The organism is Bacillus sp. MD-5 (assembly GCF_002201875.1).
Classification (GTDB): Bacteria; Bacillota; Bacilli; order Bacillales; family Bacillaceae; genus Bacillus; species Bacillus stercoris.
Genome location: NZ_CP021911.1, coordinates 4,002,501 through 4,020,000, shown reverse-complemented (window position 1 = coordinate 4,020,000; position 17,500 = coordinate 4,002,501). Strand labels below are relative to the sequence as shown.

Annotated in this window: 16 protein-coding genes, 1 tRNA gene, 3 rRNA genes, 1 other RNA gene and 1 other annotated feature (1 of these 22 running past the window's edge); of the genes, 5 read left to right on the top strand and 16 right to left on the bottom strand. The window is 43.1% G+C overall.

Going from position 1 to position 17,500, the window contains the following annotated elements; genetic code table 11:
- Positions 1–52: 52 nt before the first annotated feature.
- The 8 genes from CDO84_RS20425 to tadA all read right to left on the bottom strand — a co-directional run bounded on the left by CDO84_RS20425 (position 53) and on the right by tadA (position 6,030).
- Positions 53–1,602: ribosomal RNA gene (locus CDO84_RS20425) — 16S ribosomal RNA — on the bottom strand.
- 244 nt (positions 1,603–1,846) lie between these two features.
- Positions 1,847–2,110, bottom strand: a complete 264-nt coding sequence (gene bofA / locus CDO84_RS20420) for a sigma-K factor-processing regulator BofA (protein ID WP_040081093.1) — start codon at positions 2,108–2,110, stop codon at positions 1,847–1,849.
- Between the two features lie 66 nt (positions 2,111–2,176).
- Positions 2,177–2,401, bottom strand: a complete 225-nt coding sequence (locus CDO84_RS20415) for a YaaL family protein (RefSeq protein WP_014112283.1) — start codon at positions 2,399–2,401, stop codon at positions 2,177–2,179.
- Positions 2,402–2,418: 17 nt separating this feature from the next.
- Complete coding sequence (gene recR, locus CDO84_RS20410) at positions 2,419–3,015, bottom strand: recombination protein RecR (RefSeq protein WP_003225425.1); 597 nt, start codon at positions 3,013–3,015, stop codon at positions 2,419–2,421.
- A gap of 14 nt (positions 3,016–3,029) precedes the next feature.
- Positions 3,030–3,353, bottom strand: coding sequence for a YbaB/EbfC family nucleoid-associated protein (locus CDO84_RS20405; protein ID WP_003225427.1), 324 nt, complete (start codon positions 3,351–3,353; stop codon positions 3,030–3,032).
- A gap of 23 nt (positions 3,354–3,376) precedes the next feature.
- Complete coding sequence (gene dnaX, locus CDO84_RS20400) at positions 3,377–5,068, bottom strand: DNA polymerase III subunit gamma/tau (protein WP_040081097.1); 1,692 nt, start codon at positions 5,066–5,068, stop codon at positions 3,377–3,379.
- Positions 5,069–5,197: 129 nt separating this feature from the next.
- Positions 5,198–5,462, bottom strand: an RNA gene (gene ffs / locus CDO84_RS20395) — signal recognition particle sRNA large type.
- Positions 5,463–5,544: 82 nt separating this feature from the next.
- Positions 5,545–6,030 (bottom strand): tRNA adenosine(34) deaminase TadA, encoded by a 486-nt coding sequence (gene tadA, locus CDO84_RS20390; protein ID WP_014662466.1) that lies wholly within the window; start codon positions 6,028–6,030, stop codon positions 5,545–5,547.
- 85 nt (positions 6,031–6,115) lie between these two features.
- On the opposite strand from tadA, the gene CDO84_RS20385 reads away from it, so the two are divergent.
- The 4 genes from CDO84_RS20385 to dck all read left to right on the top strand — a co-directional run bounded on the left by CDO84_RS20385 (position 6,116) and on the right by dck (position 9,386).
- Positions 6,116–6,661 carry a cysteine hydrolase family protein gene (locus CDO84_RS20385; protein WP_040081099.1) on the top strand — a complete coding sequence of 182 codons (546 nt, stop codon included), beginning with the start codon at positions 6,116–6,118 and terminating at the stop codon, positions 6,659–6,661.
- A gap of 63 nt (positions 6,662–6,724) precedes the next feature.
- Positions 6,725–8,014 (top strand): glycoside hydrolase family 18 protein, encoded by a 1,290-nt coding sequence (locus tag CDO84_RS20380; protein ID WP_082032931.1) that lies wholly within the window; start codon positions 6,725–6,727, stop codon positions 8,012–8,014.
- A gap of 98 nt (positions 8,015–8,112) precedes the next feature.
- Positions 8,113–8,736: a deoxyguanosine kinase gene (gene dgk, locus CDO84_RS20375; protein WP_040081101.1), complete on the top strand. Its 624-nt coding sequence runs from the start codon at positions 8,113–8,115 to the stop codon at positions 8,734–8,736.
- Positions 8,733–9,386, top strand: a complete 654-nt coding sequence (gene dck / locus CDO84_RS20370) for a deoxyadenosine/deoxycytidine kinase (RefSeq protein ID WP_040081103.1) — start codon at positions 8,733–8,735, stop codon at positions 9,384–9,386. Before dgk ends, dck begins: the two co-directional genes overlap by 4 nt.
- A 111-nt stretch (positions 9,387–9,497) precedes the next feature.
- On the opposite strand, the gene CDO84_RS20365 is transcribed toward dck, so the two are convergent.
- From CDO84_RS20365 to guaB, 6 genes are all read right to left on the bottom strand, one after another.
- A tRNA-Ser gene (locus tag CDO84_RS20365) sits at positions 9,498–9,590 on the bottom strand.
- Positions 9,591–9,724: 134 nt separating this feature from the next.
- Positions 9,725–11,002 (bottom strand): serine--tRNA ligase, encoded by a 1,278-nt coding sequence (serS, locus tag CDO84_RS20360; protein ID WP_040081104.1) that lies wholly within the window; start codon positions 11,000–11,002, stop codon positions 9,725–9,727.
- Positions 11,003–11,056: 54 nt separating this feature from the next.
- Positions 11,057–11,269 (bottom strand) — a binding site (T-box leader).
- 52 nt (positions 11,270–11,321) lie between these two features.
- Positions 11,322–11,912: a pyridoxal 5'-phosphate synthase glutaminase subunit PdxT gene (gene pdxT / locus CDO84_RS20355; protein ID WP_014662461.1), complete on the bottom strand. Its 591-nt coding sequence runs from the start codon at positions 11,910–11,912 to the stop codon at positions 11,322–11,324.
- 21 nt (positions 11,913–11,933) lie between these two features.
- The gene (gene pdxS / locus CDO84_RS20350) at positions 11,934–12,818 is read right to left on the bottom strand and encodes a pyridoxal 5'-phosphate synthase lyase subunit PdxS (protein ID WP_003247145.1); all 885 of its coding nucleotides are present in this window, start codon (positions 12,816–12,818) and stop codon (positions 11,934–11,936) included.
- A gap of 196 nt (positions 12,819–13,014) precedes the next feature.
- The gene (gene dacA, locus CDO84_RS20345; protein WP_040081107.1) at positions 13,015–14,346 is read right to left on the bottom strand and encodes a D-alanyl-D-alanine carboxypeptidase; all 1,332 of its coding nucleotides are present in this window, start codon (positions 14,344–14,346) and stop codon (positions 13,015–13,017) included.
- Between the two features lie 152 nt (positions 14,347–14,498).
- Positions 14,499–15,965 (bottom strand): IMP dehydrogenase, encoded by a 1,467-nt coding sequence (guaB, locus tag CDO84_RS20340; protein ID WP_003226803.1) that lies wholly within the window; start codon positions 15,963–15,965, stop codon positions 14,499–14,501.
- Between the two features lie 120 nt (positions 15,966–16,085).
- Here guaB and CDO84_RS20335 point away from each other — a divergent pair, with 120 nt between their 5' ends.
- On the top strand, positions 16,086–17,033 hold the full coding sequence (locus CDO84_RS20335; RefSeq protein WP_040081109.1) for a YaaC family protein: 948 nt from the start codon (positions 16,086–16,088) through the stop codon (positions 17,031–17,033).
- A gap of 39 nt (positions 17,034–17,072) precedes the next feature.
- Here CDO84_RS20335 and rrf read toward each other — a convergent pair.
- Positions 17,073–17,188, bottom strand: a 5S ribosomal RNA gene (gene rrf / locus CDO84_RS20330).
- A 133-nt stretch (positions 17,189–17,321) separates the two neighbouring features.
- Positions 17,322–17,500: ribosomal RNA gene (locus CDO84_RS20325) — 23S ribosomal RNA — on the bottom strand; it runs 2,749 nt beyond the window's last position.

The following is a 17,500-nucleotide window of genomic DNA, read 5'->3' as shown; positions in this document are numbered from 1 at the left end:
GAACGTTCTGTTTATAAGACCCAAGGTCTTATATTCCGTATAATATCCTTAGAAAGGAGGTGATCCAGCCGCACCTTCCGATACGGCTACCTTGTTACGACTTCACCCCAATCATCTGTCCCACCTTCGGCGGCTGGCTCCTAAAAGGTTACCTCACCGACTTCGGGTGTTACAAACTCTCGTGGTGTGACGGGCGGTGTGTACAAGGCCCGGGAACGTATTCACCGCGGCATGCTGATCCGCGATTACTAGCGATTCCAGCTTCACGCAGTCGAGTTGCAGACTGCGATCCGAACTGAGAACAGATTTGTGGGATTGGCTTAACCTCGCGGTTTCGCTGCCCTTTGTTCTGTCCATTGTAGCACGTGTGTAGCCCAGGTCATAAGGGGCATGATGATTTGACGTCATCCCCACCTTCCTCCGGTTTGTCACCGGCAGTCACCTTAGAGTGCCCAACTGAATGCTGGCAACTAAGATCAAGGGTTGCGCTCGTTGCGGGACTTAACCCAACATCTCACGACACGAGCTGACGACAACCATGCACCACCTGTCACTCTGCCCCCGAAGGGGACGTCCTATCTCTAGGATTGTCAGAGGATGTCAAGACCTGGTAAGGTTCTTCGCGTTGCTTCGAATTAAACCACATGCTCCACCGCTTGTGCGGGCCCCCGTCAATTCCTTTGAGTTTCAGTCTTGCGACCGTACTCCCCAGGCGGAGTGCTTAATGCGTTAGCTGCAGCACTAAGGGGCGGAAACCCCCTAACACTTAGCACTCATCGTTTACGGCGTGGACTACCAGGGTATCTAATCCTGTTCGCTCCCCACGCTTTCGCTCCTCAGCGTCAGTTACAGACCAGAGAGTCGCCTTCGCCACTGGTGTTCCTCCACATCTCTACGCATTTCACCGCTACACGTGGAATTCCACTCTCCTCTTCTGCACTCAAGTTCCCCAGTTTCCAATGACCCTCCCCGGTTGAGCCGGGGGCTTTCACATCAGACTTAAGAAACCGCCTGCGAGCCCTTTACGCCCAATAATTCCGGACAACGCTTGCCACCTACGTATTACCGCGGCTGCTGGCACGTAGTTAGCCGTGGCTTTCTGGTTAGGTACCGTCAAGGTACCGCCCTATTCGAACGGTACTTGTTCTTCCCTAACAACAGAGCTTTACGATCCGAAAACCTTCATCACTCACGCGGCGTTGCTCCGTCAGACTTTCGTCCATTGCGGAAGATTCCCTACTGCTGCCTCCCGTAGGAGTCTGGGCCGTGTCTCAGTCCCAGTGTGGCCGATCACCCTCTCAGGTCGGCTACGCATCGTTGCCTTGGTGAGCCATTACCTCACCAACTAGCTAATGCGCCGCGGGTCCATCTGTAAGTGGTAGCCGAAGCCACCTTTTATGTTTGAACCATGCGGTTCAAACAAGCATCCGGTATTAGCCCCGGTTTCCCGGAGTTATCCCAGTCTTACAGGCAGGTTACCCACGTGTTACTCACCCGTCCGCCGCTAACATCAGGGAGCAAGCTCCCATCTGTCCGCTCGACTTGCATGTATTAGGCACGCCGCCAGCGTTCGTCCTGAGCCAGGATCAAACTCTCCGATAAAGTAGTTTGACTGACTACGCACATCGCTGTGCGATTTATAAAAAATGAATTAACAGGTACGTTTTGTCTTGTTTAGTTTTCAAAGAACTTTATCCACCGCTCTTTAAGCGACTTTATTATCATAACATTTATTGTCGCTACTGTCAACAATTTTTTATTATTCCCTTTTCAAAAAAGCCGTTCGTCATCAGCGACGTATACTATAATAACACCTTCATTTATCGAAGTCAATACATAATATCAATTAAATAATAAATTGCTTAATGACGACTAACGCAGCTATTCCCGGTATTCCTAAAATCCCGCTGATAGCTGTTGTGGCTAGATTAATCGGCACATGAATGCCAAGACTGCCGCCAAACATATTTACACAAACCAGCAGCAAAGCACCCGCTACAAATTTAACAGCTGTGATGCCAATCCACTTTAAAGGCTTTGCAGCTGAACCTGATAAAAAAAGAAGAATAACCAGTCCCAAAATAACTCCAACAATAAAAATAGGCTCCATGAATCTTCTCATCTCCTTCGCTTGTTCTAGTACAAGCTTATGAGAAGATCCAGGAGTTTAGACCACTTACTTCCACCGGCTGATTTTTAAATTTCGCTGCTTCGCTTCCCTTAAGTAAAAAAAATACTTCGCTTCAGCTACTTTCAGTTCGTATAACACTTCAGCAGACGGTTCTAAGCTTTTTTCGACCAGCTTCTTCTGCCTGTTCCACTCTTCCTTTTGCTTAAAAAGCTGCTCGATTAGTTTTTCATCAAACTCTCTTCTCAATGTTTTCTTGCGAAGAAAACCCATGGATCGCTTTTTCCTCCTTACAATTCACGTCTTCCTTCAAGTGCTTTAGAAAGAGTGACCTCATCAGCATATTCCAAATCACCGCCGACGGGCAGTCCGTGGGCAATACGGGAGAGCTTAATACCAGACGGCTTGAGGAGCCTTGATATATACATCGCCGTTGCTTCCCCTTCTATATTAGGGTTTGTCGCGAGAATCACTTCTGTCACTTGATCATCCTGTAATCGTTTTAACAATTCTGGTATTTTAATATCCTCCGGTCCGATGCCGTCCATTGGAGAAATAGCGCCGTGAAGAACGTGATACTGTCCATTGTATTCCTTCATTTTCTCCATAGCGATAACATCCTTTGGGTCTTGCACAACACAGATAACAGATTTATCCCTGCGCGTATCTTCACATATATAGCAAGGGTCCTGATCTGTAATATGCCCGCAAACTGAACAATATGTCAGATTGCGTTTCGCATTTACTAATGCTTTCGCAAAATCTAATACCACATCTTCTTTCATACCTAGAACAAAAAAAGCCAGACGAACCGCTGTTTTCGGTCCGATCCCTGGCAATTTCATAAAGCTGTCTATCAGCTTTGATATTGGTTCAGGATATTGCATGTTCTTTTATCCCCCTAGAATAAACCTGGCATGTTCATTCCTTTTGTAAATTGACCCATTGTTTCGTTTGTGATTTCGTCAACTTTTTTCAAAGCTTCATTCGTTGCAGCAAGCACTAAATCTTGAAGCATATCAATATCTTCCGGATCAACGACTTCTTCTTTGATGATAACATCCAGGATTTCTTTTTGGCCGTTTGCTTTTACTGTTACCATACCGCCGCCTGCAGTTCCTTCAACAACCTTTTCTGCAAGCTCTTCTTGAGCCTTCGCCATGTCCTTTTGCATTTTTTGCATTTGTTTCATCATTTTTTGCATATTACCCATTCCGCCACGCATAGCATTCACTCTCTTTCATTTTGTTAGTCTTTTATTTCAATTAAATCCGCTCCGACAAGCTTTTTCGCTTCGGCAATAAGCGGGTCTTCTTCAGCCGGTTCATTTGATCCTTCATTTTCCTGCTGATGATCTTCTAAAAATTCTTCTCTTATTTTACCCCATTGTGCTTCTGGAACGCCAATCAAATCCATTCTTTTTCCGAGCATCGATTCTAAAATCTGCTCAAGATTAGTTCGGACTCCGTTGTTATCCTCAGCAACCATTTTACAATGAATTTCATATTTGAATTTCAGGACAAATGCCGCGGAGGCGGCAGCCACAGGTTCACTGTCATTCAGCAAAGCGGCATGTGATACTTTGTTTTGCTGTTTGAGATGTGCAAGAAGCTTGCCCCAGCTGTTTCTAAGCAGATCAAGATCAGGTCTTGTGGCTTCTTTCAAAATTTCATGGATTCTGCCTACTGGCGCTTTGTAATTGGATTTCCCGCCCTTTGGCACACGCGGCGTTTCTTTTTTGGGGCTTTCCGCAGCCGCTTTTATGCCCGTTGTTTTAAGCCGCTCTACTTCCTGTTCAAGTTGCTGAATTTTTTTCATCAGCATGTCCACTTCCGGGAGGTCAGCAGCAGATTGATGTGAGGTTTGGCAAATCTTCACCACGGCCACTTCGAAAAAGATACGCGGATGATTTGTCCATTTCATTTCCTGATGGCTCTTGTTCAGAATATCAATCATTTCATATATGGCCTGAGCCGGAATTTGTTCACTTAGTACCCGGAACGTTTCATCGACTTTTACTTTTTCAAGCACTCCCTCTAAGCCAGGAGCTGTTTTATACAGCAGCATATCCCTGAAATAGAAAATCATATCTTCTATCAGCTTAGCTGGATCTTTCCCTTGCTGCAGCAATTCATTTAATGTTTCCAGTGCGTCAGAAACATTTTTATCATGCAAGGATTGCGCAAGCTTCCCGATATACAATTGAGAAACAGCACCCGTAATCAAAAGCGCATCCTCGACTTTCAGGACATCACCGCTGAATGATACGGCCTGATCAAGAAGGCTCAGGGCATCCCTCATCCCTCCGTCCGCAGCACTCGCAATAATATCCAGCGATCCTTCCTCCACTTGCAGCTGTTCGGCATCAACAATTTTATTCATGCGCCCTACAATCGCTTGGGAGGTAATTCGTTTAAAGTCAAAACGCTGACACCTGGAGATAATGGTTAAAGGAATTTTGTGCGGTTCAGTTGTTGCTAGAATGAAAATACAATGTTCCGGCGGCTCTTCTAATGTTTTTAGTAATGCATTAAAGGCGCCGATAGAAAGCATATGCACCTCATCTATGATATATACCTTATACGTGACAGCCGATGGGGCAAACTTCACTTTATCGCGAATATCACGAATCTCATCAACACCGTTATTAGAAGCGGCATCAATTTCTATGACATCGGATATCGACCCGTTTGTTATCCCTTTACAGGCCGCACATTCGTTGCATGGCTCATCAACAGGAGCATGTTCACAGTTAACAGCCTTGGCAAATATTTTGGCTGCACTGGTTTTTCCGGTTCCTCTAGGCCCGGAAAACAGATAGGCGTGAGAAAACTTTTTTTGCAAAAGGGCATTTTGCAGCGTTTTTGTAATGTGCTCTTGTCCGACCACATCTTCAAAGCGCTGAGGCCTGAATACTCGATATAAAGCTTGGTAACTCACGGGTTTGCCCTCCTCCGTTATTCATCATTCCCATTATACATGAACCTTGTTTCGATTCCAAAAGCTCTTTTTACATAACAAAAGACTCACCTAATCTTAGGTGAGTCTGAAAATTTGATGATTGATTTACCGTGCACCTTCTGTCGATTCGCTACCCTAAGCGTTACTTAAGCAGTTAGCTCGGCCCAGGCAACCCTGCGGCACATGAGAGGTTTCACTTAATGCTGCTTCCTTCCGGACCTGACATGGTTCATGAATTCCCATTGCGCAGGACCCAAGCGTCAACACCACTTACTTAAGGCAGGCCTTAAAGTAAACGAACCTCGAGAAGGGATTCGGCCCTGCTAGAGCGGATTGCAGGTACAGGGCACCGCTACCTCCCCGCTTAGCACGGCAAAATAAATATCAAATTTTATGTTGCATCTATTACGATGCACACTTAAGTATATCTGTTTCCCCTAAAAATTGCAACCGTACTATTCAGACAAGTTTTTCCTGGCAGCTTTCTTCTTTTTTCTTAGTTCTCTGAAAAACGCACTGAGCATTCCGCCGCATTCTTCCTCAAGCACACCGCTCACCACTTCAGCCTGATGATTAAAGCGTTCCTCCTGAAGAAGATTCATTAACGTACCTGAACAACCTCCTTTCGGATCGAATGCGCCAAATACCACTTTTTCCACTCGTGAAAGCACAACGGCACCAGCACACATTGGACAAGGCTCGAGCGTCACATAAAGAGTCGCCCCTTCCAGCCGCCATGTTCCCAATGCCTTACACGCTTCATCAATCACGAGCATTTCTGCATGAGCGATCGATCGCTGCTCCGTCTCTCTTAAATTATGTGCACGCGCTATAATTTCATCATTAACGACAAGCACCGCGCCTATTGGCACTTCACCTTTCTCTCCAGCCTTTTTCGCTTCTTTAATTGCTTCTTTCATATAAAGTTCATCTTGTGTCATTAGAATAAGCTCTCTTTTCAAAGTTTTTTCATTGCCTAAAAAGGCTACATATTAACTATAACTGAAACGGAAAGGAGACTGTCGATTGTCCAAAGCAGACACAGCCCTTCTCATTGTAGACATGATCAATAATTTTGAATTCGATATGGGAGAAACCCTCGCTAAAAAAACAGAAAAAATCGTTCCTCATATTTTATCATTAAAGGAGCACGCGAGACAAAATGACTGGCCGATTATTTACATCAACGATCATTATGGACTATGGCAAGCTGATATTAAAAATATTCAGCAAGAATGTACAAATGAAAAAAGCAAGGATATCATCACAAAGATAGCTCCGGAAGATGCTGATTATTTTTTAATCAAACCTAAACATTCCGCTTTTTACGAAACTGCACTTCATACTCTTCTGACTGAATTGCAGGTGAGACAAATCATCATAACAGGTATAGCCGGCAATATATGTGTGCTGTTTACCGCTAATGACGCTTACATGAGGGAATACAGCATCACAATTCCTAAGGACTGCATCGCCTCAAACAGTGACGAGGATAATGAATTCGCCTTAACTATGATGGAGAATGTTCTTTTCGCAGAAATTACGACGGAAAAACAAATTACAGAAAAATAAACATGATCAGCGCTTTTCTTTCATACATTGATAGCGATATGAAAGGAGGCGTTTTTCATTCAAATTTATGTAGTAAAACAAGGCGACACTCTTTCTGCTATCGCTTCACAACACAGAACAACCGTAAGTGAGATCGCAGAAACGAATGAAATACCGAATCCCGACAGCCTTGTTGTCGGACAAACCATCGTCATTCCAATTGCCGGCCAGTTCTATGATGTGAAGCGAGGTGATACCCTGACATCCATCGCCCGGCAGTTCAATACAACAGCAGCCGAGCTCGCCAGGGTTAACCGCATCCAATTAAATACCGTGCTTCAGATTGGTTTCCGTTTATACATCCCTCCAGCTCCTAAACGGGATATCGAATCAAATGCTTATTTGGAGCCACGCGGAAATCAAGTCAGCGAAAATCTCCAGCAGGCGGCCAGAGAAGCGTCGCCCTACTTAACGTACTTGGGCACATTCAGTTTCCAGGCACAGCGTAACGGAACATTAGTCGCACCGCCTTTAACGAATTTAAGGAGCATTACAGAAAGTCAAAATACAACATTGATGATGATTATAACGAACTTAGAAAACCAAGCATTTAGCGATGAGCTCGGACGGATCCTTTTGAACGACGAAACTGTAAAAAGAAGGCTTCTAAATGAAATAGTCGAGAACGCCAGAAGGTATGGCTTCCGTGACATTCATTTCGACTTTGAATATTTGCGGCCCGAGGATAGAGAAGCCTATAATCAATTTCTGCGCGAAGCGAGGGATCTTTTCCATCGAGAAGGCTTAGGAATTTCCACGGCTCTAGCTCCTAAAACAAGTGCAACACAGCAGGGCAGATGGTATGAAGCTCATGATTACAGGGCACATGGCCAAATTGTCGACTTTGTTGTTCTCATGACATATGAATGGGGCTATAGCGGCGGGCCGGCTCAAGCAGTTTCTCCAATTGGCCCTGTCCGGGATGTCATAGAATATGCTTTGACTGAAATGCCAGCGAACAAAATCGTCATGGGCCAGAATTTATATGGATATGACTGGACGTTGCCATATAAAGCAGGGGGAACTCCGGCAAGAGCAGTAAGCCCTCAGCAAGCCATTGTCATAGCTGATCAGAACAATGCTTCCATTCAGTATGACGAAACCGCTCAAGCTCCTTTCTTCCGCTATACTGATGCACAAAACAGAAGGCACGAGGTATGGTTCGAGGATGCCCGCTCAATCCAAGCAAAATTCAATCTGATTAAAGAACTGAATTTAAGAGGCATCAGCTATTGGAAGCTGGGTCTTTCCTTCCCACAAAACTGGCTGCTGCTGTCTGATCAATTTAATGTTGTCAAATTGACGTTTCGATAAATTGGAAACGTCTTTTTTTCATGGGGGCACCCAAGGGTTGTGATACAATATGAAGGTCGGTAACTGACGCACGTTTTTCAGATATAAGGAGGATTCCGATGAATACAGCCCCTTTTATTGCAATAGAAGGTCCTATCGGGGCAGGAAAAACAACCCTCGCAACGATGCTCTCACAAGAGTTCGGATTCCCTATGATCAATGAGATTGTAGAGGATAACCCGTACCTTGATAAGTTTTATGACAATATAGAGGAATGGAGCTTCCAGCTCGAGATGTTTTTTCTTTGTCACAGATACAAACAGCTTGAAGACACCAGTGATCACTTTTTAAAAAAGGGACAGCCTGTGATAGCTGATTATCATATTTATAAAAATGTGATTTTTGCGGAACGCACCTTGTCTCAACATCAGCTGGAAAAGTACAAAAAGATCTATCACCTGCTAACGGATGATCTGCCAAAGCCGAATTTCATCATTTACATAAAGGCCAGTCTGCCTACATTGCTACACCGCATTGAAAAACGCGGGCGTCCCTTTGAGAAAAAAATTGAAACAAGCTATTTGGAGCAGTTGATTTCAGATTATGAAGTCGCCATCAAGCAGCTGCAGGAAGCAGATCCTGACCTTACAGTGTTAACCGTAGATGGTGATTCAAAGGATTTCGTTTTGAATAAGAGCGACTTTGAACGCATTGCCGCCCATGTAAAGGAGCTTATCGTATGAAGGAACATCATATCCCTAAGAATTCAATTATTACAGTAGCAGGAACAGTAGGTGTCGGAAAATCAACTTTAACCAAAACTTTAGCTAAACGGCTTGGATTTAAAACATCTTTGGAGGAAGTCGATCATAATCCATACTTGGAAAAGTTCTATCATGATTTTGAACGTTGGAGCTTTCACCTTCAAATTTATTTCTTAGCTGAACGCTTCAAAGAACAGAAAACGATTTTTGAAGCAGGCGGAGGATTTGTACAGGATCGTTCGATTTATGAAGATACAGGGATTTTCGCAAAAATGCATGCTGATAAAGGGACAATGTCAAAGGTTGATTATAAGACTTACACAAGTCTTTTTGAAGCAATGGTAATGACACCGTACTTCCCGCACCCAGATGTGTTGATCTACTTAGAAGGAGATCTGGAGAACATTTTAAACCGGATTGAACAACGCGGCCGTGAGATGGAGCTTCAGACTAGCCGGTCATATTGGGAAGAAATGCATACACGCTATGAAAACTGGATAAGCGGTTTTAACGCCTGCCCTGTTTTAAAACTTCGCATTGAAGATTATGATCTGCTGAACGACAAAAACTCGATTGAAAATATTGTAGATCAAATTGCTTCCGTTATTCATGATAATCAAAAAAAGTGAATCTCGACTGAGATTCACTTTTTCATTATAATAAAAAATCCGTTGCACCGAATGCAACGGACAAAACAATCTCCAATATATGCTTGTGTTTCATTAGAATTAAAATCAATATGGCGGAGGAAGAGGGATTCGAACCCCCGCGGGCTTTGACACCCCTGTCGGTTTTCAAGACCGATCCCTTCAGCCGGACTTGGGTATTCCTCCGTATCGACAAGACTTACTATATCATGTATGTTCTCATGTGGTCAAGCATTTTTAAAAACTTTTTTTGTTTTTACGAAAATGTCGTGTTTTTATAAGCAAAAAGGCGCACCTTGTTAGGCACGCCTTTAATTCATTTATGGTTTCATTACTTCTCTATTCCCCATATAAGGACGAAGCACCTTCGGAATCACAACGCTTCCGTCTTCCTGCTGATAATTTTCTAAGATAGCGGCAACTGTTCTTCCAACCGCCAGTCCTGAACCGTTCAGTGTGTGTACATGCTCAGGCTTGCCTTTCGCTTCACGTCTAAAACGAATGTTCGCACGTCTTGCCTGGAACGCTTCGAAGTTACTGCAAGAAGAGATTTCTCGGTATGTGTCTTGGCTCGGAATCCAAACCTCGATATCGTATTTTTTCGCAGCCGTAAAGCCTAAGTCACCCGTACACATGCTCATGACGCGGTATGGGAGCTCAAGCAGCTGAAGAACCCGTTCTGCTTGGTTTGTAAGCTTCTCTAATTCCTCATAGGAATCCTCAGGCTTCACAAACTTCACAAGCTCAACTTTATTAAATTGGTGCTGACGAATTAATCCGCGTGTGTCACGTCCTGCTGAACCTGCTTCAGAACGGAAGCAAGCACTGAATGCCGCGTAATTGATCGGCAGGCTGTCACCTGAAAAGATTTCATCGCGATGCATGTTTGTAATCGGTACCTCTGCAGTCGGAATTAAGAAGTAATCTTCCTCCCTGATTTTAAATGCATCCTCTTCAAATTTAGGAAGCTGCCCCGTTCCCGTCATGCTCGCACGGTTAACCATATATGGCGGGATCACTTCAGTATAGTTATACTCATCCACATGCAGATCAAGCATAAAGTTATAAAGCGCGCGCTCCAGACGAGCACCTAACCCTTTATAGAACACGAAACGGCTTCCTGTTACTTTGGCAGCACGTTCGAAATCCAGAATACCCAGCTCATCCGCAATATCCCAGTGCGGCTTTGGCTCGTAAGCAAATGAAGGTTTTTCACCCCATTTACGCACTTCTATGTTGTCGTCTTCTGTTTCACCGACAGGTACAGACTCATGCGGAATATTCGGGATGGAAAGAAGAATTGTATCAAGCTCAGCTTCCACTGTTCTTAATTCTTCATCAAGTTTTTTAATTTCTTCGCCGACTTCACGCATTTCTTTAATAATGTGGTCCGCGTCTTTTTTCTCACGTTTCAGCACAGCAACCTGCTGAGACACTTCATTCCGTTTTCCTTTTAACTCTTCAACCTTGCCGATAAGCTCTCTTCGTCTGTCATCTAACGTCTCAAACTTATCAAAATCAGTTAAGTCTTCGCCTTTGTGAACAAGCTTCGCTTTAATCTCTTGAAAATTTGCTCTCAGCATTTTCGTATCAAGCATGCGAAACACTCCTTTTTATTGATTTGTCGAAAATAAAAAGAGCCCTCATCCCCATAAAGGGACGAGAGCTCTCGCGTTGCCACCCTGATTGAAAACAAATCAATGACTCGTTTTCCACTTTCACACATAACGGTTATCCCGTAAATGCCTACTTCTTTCAGCATTTCGCTCAAGGATGGATTCAGACAGCATCTTTCACCGATTCGCACCAACCATCGGCTCTCTTAGAAAGAGAGGCTCCCTACTAGTTCCTATCAACGCTTTTCGATCTTTATTTGTGCTTATAATGTACTATAAGTTTCCACAGCTTTCAACTGTTTTATACAAGTGCCTTCTGTTTGTATTCCTCAACCATTTGAACAAACAGTTGTGTCACTCGGTGATCTTCCGTCAGTTCCGGATGGAATGAGCAGCCAAGGAATTGCCCCTGTTTCGCGGCTACAATACGGCCATTATGCTCCGATAGAACTTCAACATTTTCACCAGCTTCTAAAATATGCGGCGCACGGATGAATACCCCAGTAAAAGGCTCATCCAAGCCTTTAATTGTTAAATCCGCTTCAAAGCTGTCAACCTGCCGGCCAAATGAATTGCGTTCTACAACCACATTCAAAAGGGCTAAATGAGGATTATCTGAACCAGCAATTTCTTTTGCTAATATAATTAATCCGGCACATGTTCCAAACATCGGCTTACCCTGAGCAGCGAATTCACGAAGCGGGTCCATGAATTGATACGTATCGATCAAACGGCGCATCGTCGTGCTCTCACCGCCCGGCACAATCAACCCGTCAATTTCGTTCAGCTGCTCCGGACGTTTTACGACAAGACCAGCTGCTCCGCATGCTTCAATCGCATGGATGTGCTCTCTAACTGCTCCTTGAAGTCCTAGTACACCTATTGTTAACATGTCAGCAGCACTCCTATATTCTTACCAGCCGCGTTCTTGCATACGCTGTTCTGGAAGTAAGTTTGAGATTTCAATCCCTTTCATTGCAGTACCGAGCTCTTTTGACAGCTCAGCGATCAATTTGTAATCAGTGAAGTGAGTTGTTGCTTCCACAATTGCTTTCGCAAATTTAGCAGGGTTATCTGATTTGAAAATACCAGAACCAACAAATACTCCATCAGCACCAAGCTGCATCATGAGAGCAGCATCAGCTGGAGTTGCTACGCCGCCAGCGGCAAAGTTAACGACAGGAAGTTTGCCGTCTTTTTTAATTTGAAGAAGAAGCTCGTAAGGAGCACCTAAGTTTTTCGCTTCTGTCATGAGTTCATCCTCACTCATCGCAACTACTTTGCGTACTTGAGCGTTAACTTTGCGCATATGGCGAACAGCCTCAACAATATTACCCGTTCCAGGCTCACCTTTAGTACGAAGCATAGAAGCGCCTTCCGCAATACGGCGTGTTGCTTCACCAAGATCGCGGCAGCCACAAACAAAAGGAACTGTGTATTCATTTTTATTTAAATGAAATTCTTCGTCAGCAGGAGTCAGAACTTCACTTTCATCAATATAGTCAACACCCATAGCTTCAAGCACACGCGCTTCAACAATATGTCCGATACGCGCTTTTGCCATTACCGGGATAGATACTGCATTCATTACTTCTTCCACGATTGTAGGGTCAGCCATACGGGCAACTCCTCCAGCCGCACGAATATCAGCCGGCACACGTTCTAGCGCCATTACAGCGACAGCTCCAGCTTCTTCAGCAATTTTCGCTTGTTCCGCATTAATGACGTCCATGATGACGCCGCCTTTTTGCATTTCTGCCATTCCGCGTTTTACACGTTCAGTACCTGTTTGAGCCATTTCTTGGTCCCCCTAATCAAGGTATAGTTATATGATTTCTAATCCTTATTGTATCCTAGAAATCCAATATTTCATATGGATATATATTATTTTATTCGGTTTTTGGCGCTTTGAAAATCATTTTTTATTAAAAATTGGGTTTTTTCAGTATATTAAGCGAAAGAGCCCTAACATCCATCAGAGCTCTTTCAATTGATTAAAACCAGCCGGTTACCGTATCAACAATACTTCCCCAAATACCGGCGAAAAATCCGCCGATACTGCGCATTGTCAGAACAAACCAGTTTGCTTTTTCTACATTTTCTTTTGTCACAAGGTCTACGCCAGCCAGATCGCTGTTAAGGAATCCGTAATCCTTTTCATCACCTGTGTATTCCGCAGTCAGCTTCCCAACCTTGGTTCCTTTTTTCACAGGAGCAGTTAAGTTGTCTTTATTCAATGTGACCTTCGCTTTGTAATTCTTTTCTTCACCATTTTTGACAGGAAGAGAGAACGCCTTGTTTGTCACAATGCCTACTTCTTTCTCTTTACCCTTATCAACTGAAATTGTTTTATGGCCTTTTACTTGATCGCCTTTAGCATAAATTTCTTTCATGGAGAAATTGTCGAAAGCATAATCAAACATTTTTTTTGTTTCATCGAAACGGCCTGTATGAAGGTTGCCCTTTGCGTTTAATACAACAGTGATGACACGCATACCGTTGCGTTCAGCTGTTCCTGTAAAGCATGAACCCGCAGAGTCAGTAGAACCTGTTTTCAGCCCGTCTACAGTCGCTTTTTTATACTCGCTAACAAGCCCCTTCAGCATAAAGTTCCAGTTCGGCATATCCATTTCATCATCGGTGCCTTCTCTGAATTTCGTTTTGGCGATACTGGAAGTCTCCAGAATCTCAGGGTAGTCAGTAATTAAGTGATCCGCAAGAATCGCCATATCCTTTGCAGAAACTTCACTCTCTTCATTTACGCTTGTCCCCTCAGGCTGATGCCCGTGAAGGTCTTTATTCTCAAGACCTGTTGCATTAACAAATTTGTAATCTGTTAAGCCTAGTTCTTTTGCTTTTGCATTCATTTTTTCAACAAACTTAGTTTCAGAACCGGCAACGATTTCTGCAATCGCAATAGCAGCAGCATTTGCAGAATAAATTGCTGTAGCTTGATATAATTCTTTTACTGTGTATTTCCCGTCTTTCCGAAGAGGAACGTTTGATAAGCTGTTATCTTGGGAAATTTCATACACATAGTCATCAGGCGTATAGGTTTGGTCCCATTTCACTTTACCTTGATCAATTGCTTCTAATAACAGATATTCTGTCATCATTTTTGTCATACTCGCAATTGGCAGTCTCTTATCTGCATTTTTACTGTACAGAATTTTACCTGAAGAAGCTTCGATCATAATAGCAGCAGATGCATTGATATCAATTGGATCGCTGGCTGCTTTTGCTTTTGACATTGGAGCCAGACACGTGACAGCTAGGGTTAACACAACCAATGACATCAGTAGCTGTTTACATTTCTTGATGTTCAATCGTACGACCTCCGTATTTCATTTTCTTCATCTATAATTAAGCCGTTAAGGACATTTTCAATGCACAACAGTATAAATTTTATCATAATCAGTATAAAAAAAATAGACAGAGTCAGAGACCCTGTCAAATGTTTTTAATTTGTAACAATTTATTATGAAATTGTATAGTTAGGTGATTCTTTTGTAATCTGTACGTCATGCGGATGGCTTTCGCGAAGTCCTGCTCCAGTCATGCGAATGAACTGAGCTTCTTCTCTTAGCGCACGAAGATCTTTAGATCCGCAATATCCCATACCGGAACGAAGGCCTCCAACTAGCTGATAAACAGTTTCTTCAACTGGTCCTTTGTAAGGTGTGCGTCCTTCAATTCCTTCAGGTACAAATTTTTTGTTTTCTTCTTGGAAGTAACGGTCCTTACTTCCTTTTTCCATTGCAGCAACTGATCCCATTCCACGGTATACTTTAAACCTTCTGCCTTGGTAGATTTCAGTTTCGCCTGGGCTTTCCGATGTGCCTGCAAGCAAGCTTCCGAGCATAACAGCATGTCCGCCGGCTGCCAACGCTTTAGTGATATCGCCAGAGAATTTAATTCCGCCGTCAGCGATGATTGTTTTGCCGTGTTTTCTTGCTTCAGTCGCACAATCATAAATTGCTGTAATTTGCGGAACACCGACACCAGCTACAACACGTGTAGTACAAATTGAACCAGGTCCGATTCCAACTTTGACAACGTCTGCTCCAGCCTCGATAAGCGCTCTTGTTGCTTCAGCAGTTGCCACGTTACCAGCGATAATATTTAATTCAGGATACGTTTCACGGATTTTTGTGACTGTGTTTAAAACGCCTTGAGAATGTCCGTGAGCTGTATCGATAACAATCACATCAACATTGGCTTCAACAAGCTTTTTGACGCGAGTCATTGTATCACCAGTTACGCCAACTGCCGCACCAACGATCAGACGGCCGTGAATGTCTTTAGATGAGTTCGGGAACTCAATGACTTTTTCAATATCTTTAATTGTGATAAGACCTTTTAATTTGTTCTGGTCATCTACGAGAGGAAGCTTTTCAATTTTATGTTTCTGCAAAATCTTTTCAGCTTCATCCAGAGTAGTTCCTACAGATGCAGTAACAAGCTCTTCTTTTGTCATGACATCGCTGATTTTCATTGAGTAGTCAGAAATAAAGCGAAGGTCACGGTTTGTAATAATTCCAACAAGCTTCTGGTCTTCTTCGTTATTTACAATCGGAACACCGGAAATTCTGTATTTCCCCATCAAATGCTCCGCATCAAATACTTGGTGATCAGGAGTTAAAAAGAAGGGATTTGTGATAACGCCGCGCTCAGAACGCTTTACTTTATCAACTTGTTCAGCCTGCTGTTCAATGGACATATTTTTGTGAATGATGCCCAAGCCGCCCTGTCTTGCCATTGCAATTGCCATTGCTGATTCTGTTACAGTGTCCATACCTGCGCTGATGACAGGAATATTTAGCTTTAACGTTTTTGTAAGTTCTACAGATAAATCCACATCACGCGGAAGTACCTCGGATTTTGCTGGCACAAGCAGCACATCGTCGAACGTTAAGCCTTCTTTTGAAAATTTACTTTCCCACATTAGTAAATCCCCCTCTTTTCGGCAAAATATTATATGTAGATTATCAACTAGCCAAGAGCATGTCAAGGAAGCGAGAAAGAGTTGAAATATTTAGATAACGGAAAGGATTAAGAAATACACATGACATATCATGAGTGGAAAGACTTAGCGCTATTTTACTCCGTTGAATCAACCCAGAAATTTCTAGAAAAGGTTTATGTCTCAAACGGTATTGATGATGCGAAAAAAAACTCTTTTAAAAACAGTGAACGGTTTATTTATTTCTTAAAGCATGCCGAATCGTTTTATAAACAAGCTGCATATTCCCCATTAGAAATCAAACCGATCCTTTTATTTTATGGAATGGCACAACTTATCAAAGCATGTCTAATAACACGTGATCCCCATTATCCAAGCCATACATCAGTACTGGCACATGGCGTAACAACAAGAAAACGAAAGAAACAAAATTATTGTTTTAGCGACGATGAAGTGAAAATACAACGGAACGGCCTATGCGTACATTTTATGAAACATTTATTCGGACAATCAGATATAGTAGATGAACGGTATACCATGAAAAAATTGTTAATGGGGGTTCCAGAACTAAGTGATATTTTCTACTTTCAGCAGAAAGAACATTTTATGACAAAAGTTGAGAAGGATAAGAACAAAATTTTTGTACCAGAGGAAGTAGTCATCGATTATAAAATGTCTGATTCAAGGTTTGCTGAATATATGTCCCATCATTTTCAATGGTCTTTCGCAAAGAAAAATGAACACGGGCTGCTGTTTGAAATTTCACCGCAAGACAAGGAGCCATGGACGTCGACCAGCTTATTGTTTGACATGGAAAAGAACCAATATTACATCCCTTCTCAAAGGGAGCAATTTCTGAGACTTCCCGAAATGACAATTCATTATTTAATTTTGTACAACGTTGGGATGATTGCAAGGTATGAAACAGAATGGTGGTATGAGTTATTGACACAGCATATAAGTGACGACTACGTGTTAATCCAGCAGTTTTTATTAGTAACAGAAAAGAAATTCCCTAAATACGCTTCACAGTTTCTTCTTCATTCTTAACAAACAAAAAACCCAACTCAATGAGTTGGGTTTAAACTTGCTTGGCGGCGTCCTACTCTCACAGGGGGAAACCCCCGACTACCATCGGCGCTGAAGAGCTTAACTTCCGTGTTCGGTATGGGAACGGGTGTGACCTCTTCGCTATCGCCACCAAACAAATGCCTTCAGGATGAAGGTACTGGGCGTTTCTCACAGGATGTGAGAGCCCTTAGCGGAGTTTCCTTACCTTTCCGCCTTTAGAGAGGTGTTCTCTCAAAACTAGATAACAGGTATGACATCATTCAAAATGTGGTTAAGTCCTCGATCGATTAGTATCTGTCAGCTCCATGTGTCGCCACACTTCCACCTCAGACCTATCAACCTGATCATCTTTCAGGGATCTTACTTCCTTGCGGAATGGGAAATCTCATCTTGAGGGGGGCTTCATGCTTAGATGCTTTCAGCACTTATCCCGTCCGCACATAGCT

Bases quoted from the DNA above. Each gene is read 5' to 3' on its own strand.
- bofA (WP_040081093.1), bottom strand. From the start codon at position 2,110: ATGGAGCCTATTTTTATTGTTGGAGTTATTTTGGGACTGGTTATTCTT.
- CDO84_RS20415 (WP_014112283.1), bottom strand. From the start codon at position 2,401: ATGGGTTTTCTTCGCAAGAAAACATTGAGAAGAGAGTTTGATGAAAAA.
- recR (WP_003225425.1), bottom strand. From the start codon at position 3,015: ATGCAATATCCTGAACCAATATCAAAGCTGATAGACAGCTTTATGAAA.
- CDO84_RS20405 (WP_003225427.1), bottom strand. From the start codon at position 3,353: ATGCGTGGCGGAATGGGTAATATGCAAAAAATGATGAAACAAATGCAA.
- tadA (WP_014662466.1), bottom strand. From the start codon at position 6,030: ATGACACAAGATGAACTTTATATGAAAGAAGCAATTAAAGAAGCGAAA.
- dgk (WP_040081101.1), top strand. From the start codon at position 8,113: ATGAATACAGCCCCTTTTATTGCAATAGAAGGTCCTATCGGGGCAGGA.
- dck (WP_040081103.1), top strand. From the start codon at position 8,733: ATGAAGGAACATCATATCCCTAAGAATTCAATTATTACAGTAGCAGGA.
- serS (WP_040081104.1), bottom strand. From the start codon at position 11,002: ATGCTTGATACGAAAATGCTGAGAGCAAATTTTCAAGAGATTAAAGCG.
- pdxT (WP_014662461.1), bottom strand. From the start codon at position 11,912: ATGTTAACAATAGGTGTACTAGGACTTCAAGGAGCAGTTAGAGAGCAC.
- pdxS (WP_003247145.1), bottom strand. From the start codon at position 12,818: ATGGCTCAAACAGGTACTGAACGTGTAAAACGCGGAATGGCAGAAATG.
- guaB (WP_003226803.1), bottom strand. From the start codon at position 15,965: ATGTGGGAAAGTAAATTTTCAAAAGAAGGCTTAACGTTCGACGATGTG.
- CDO84_RS20335 (WP_040081109.1), top strand. From the start codon at position 16,086: ATGACATATCATGAGTGGAAAGACTTAGCGCTATTTTACTCCGTTGAA.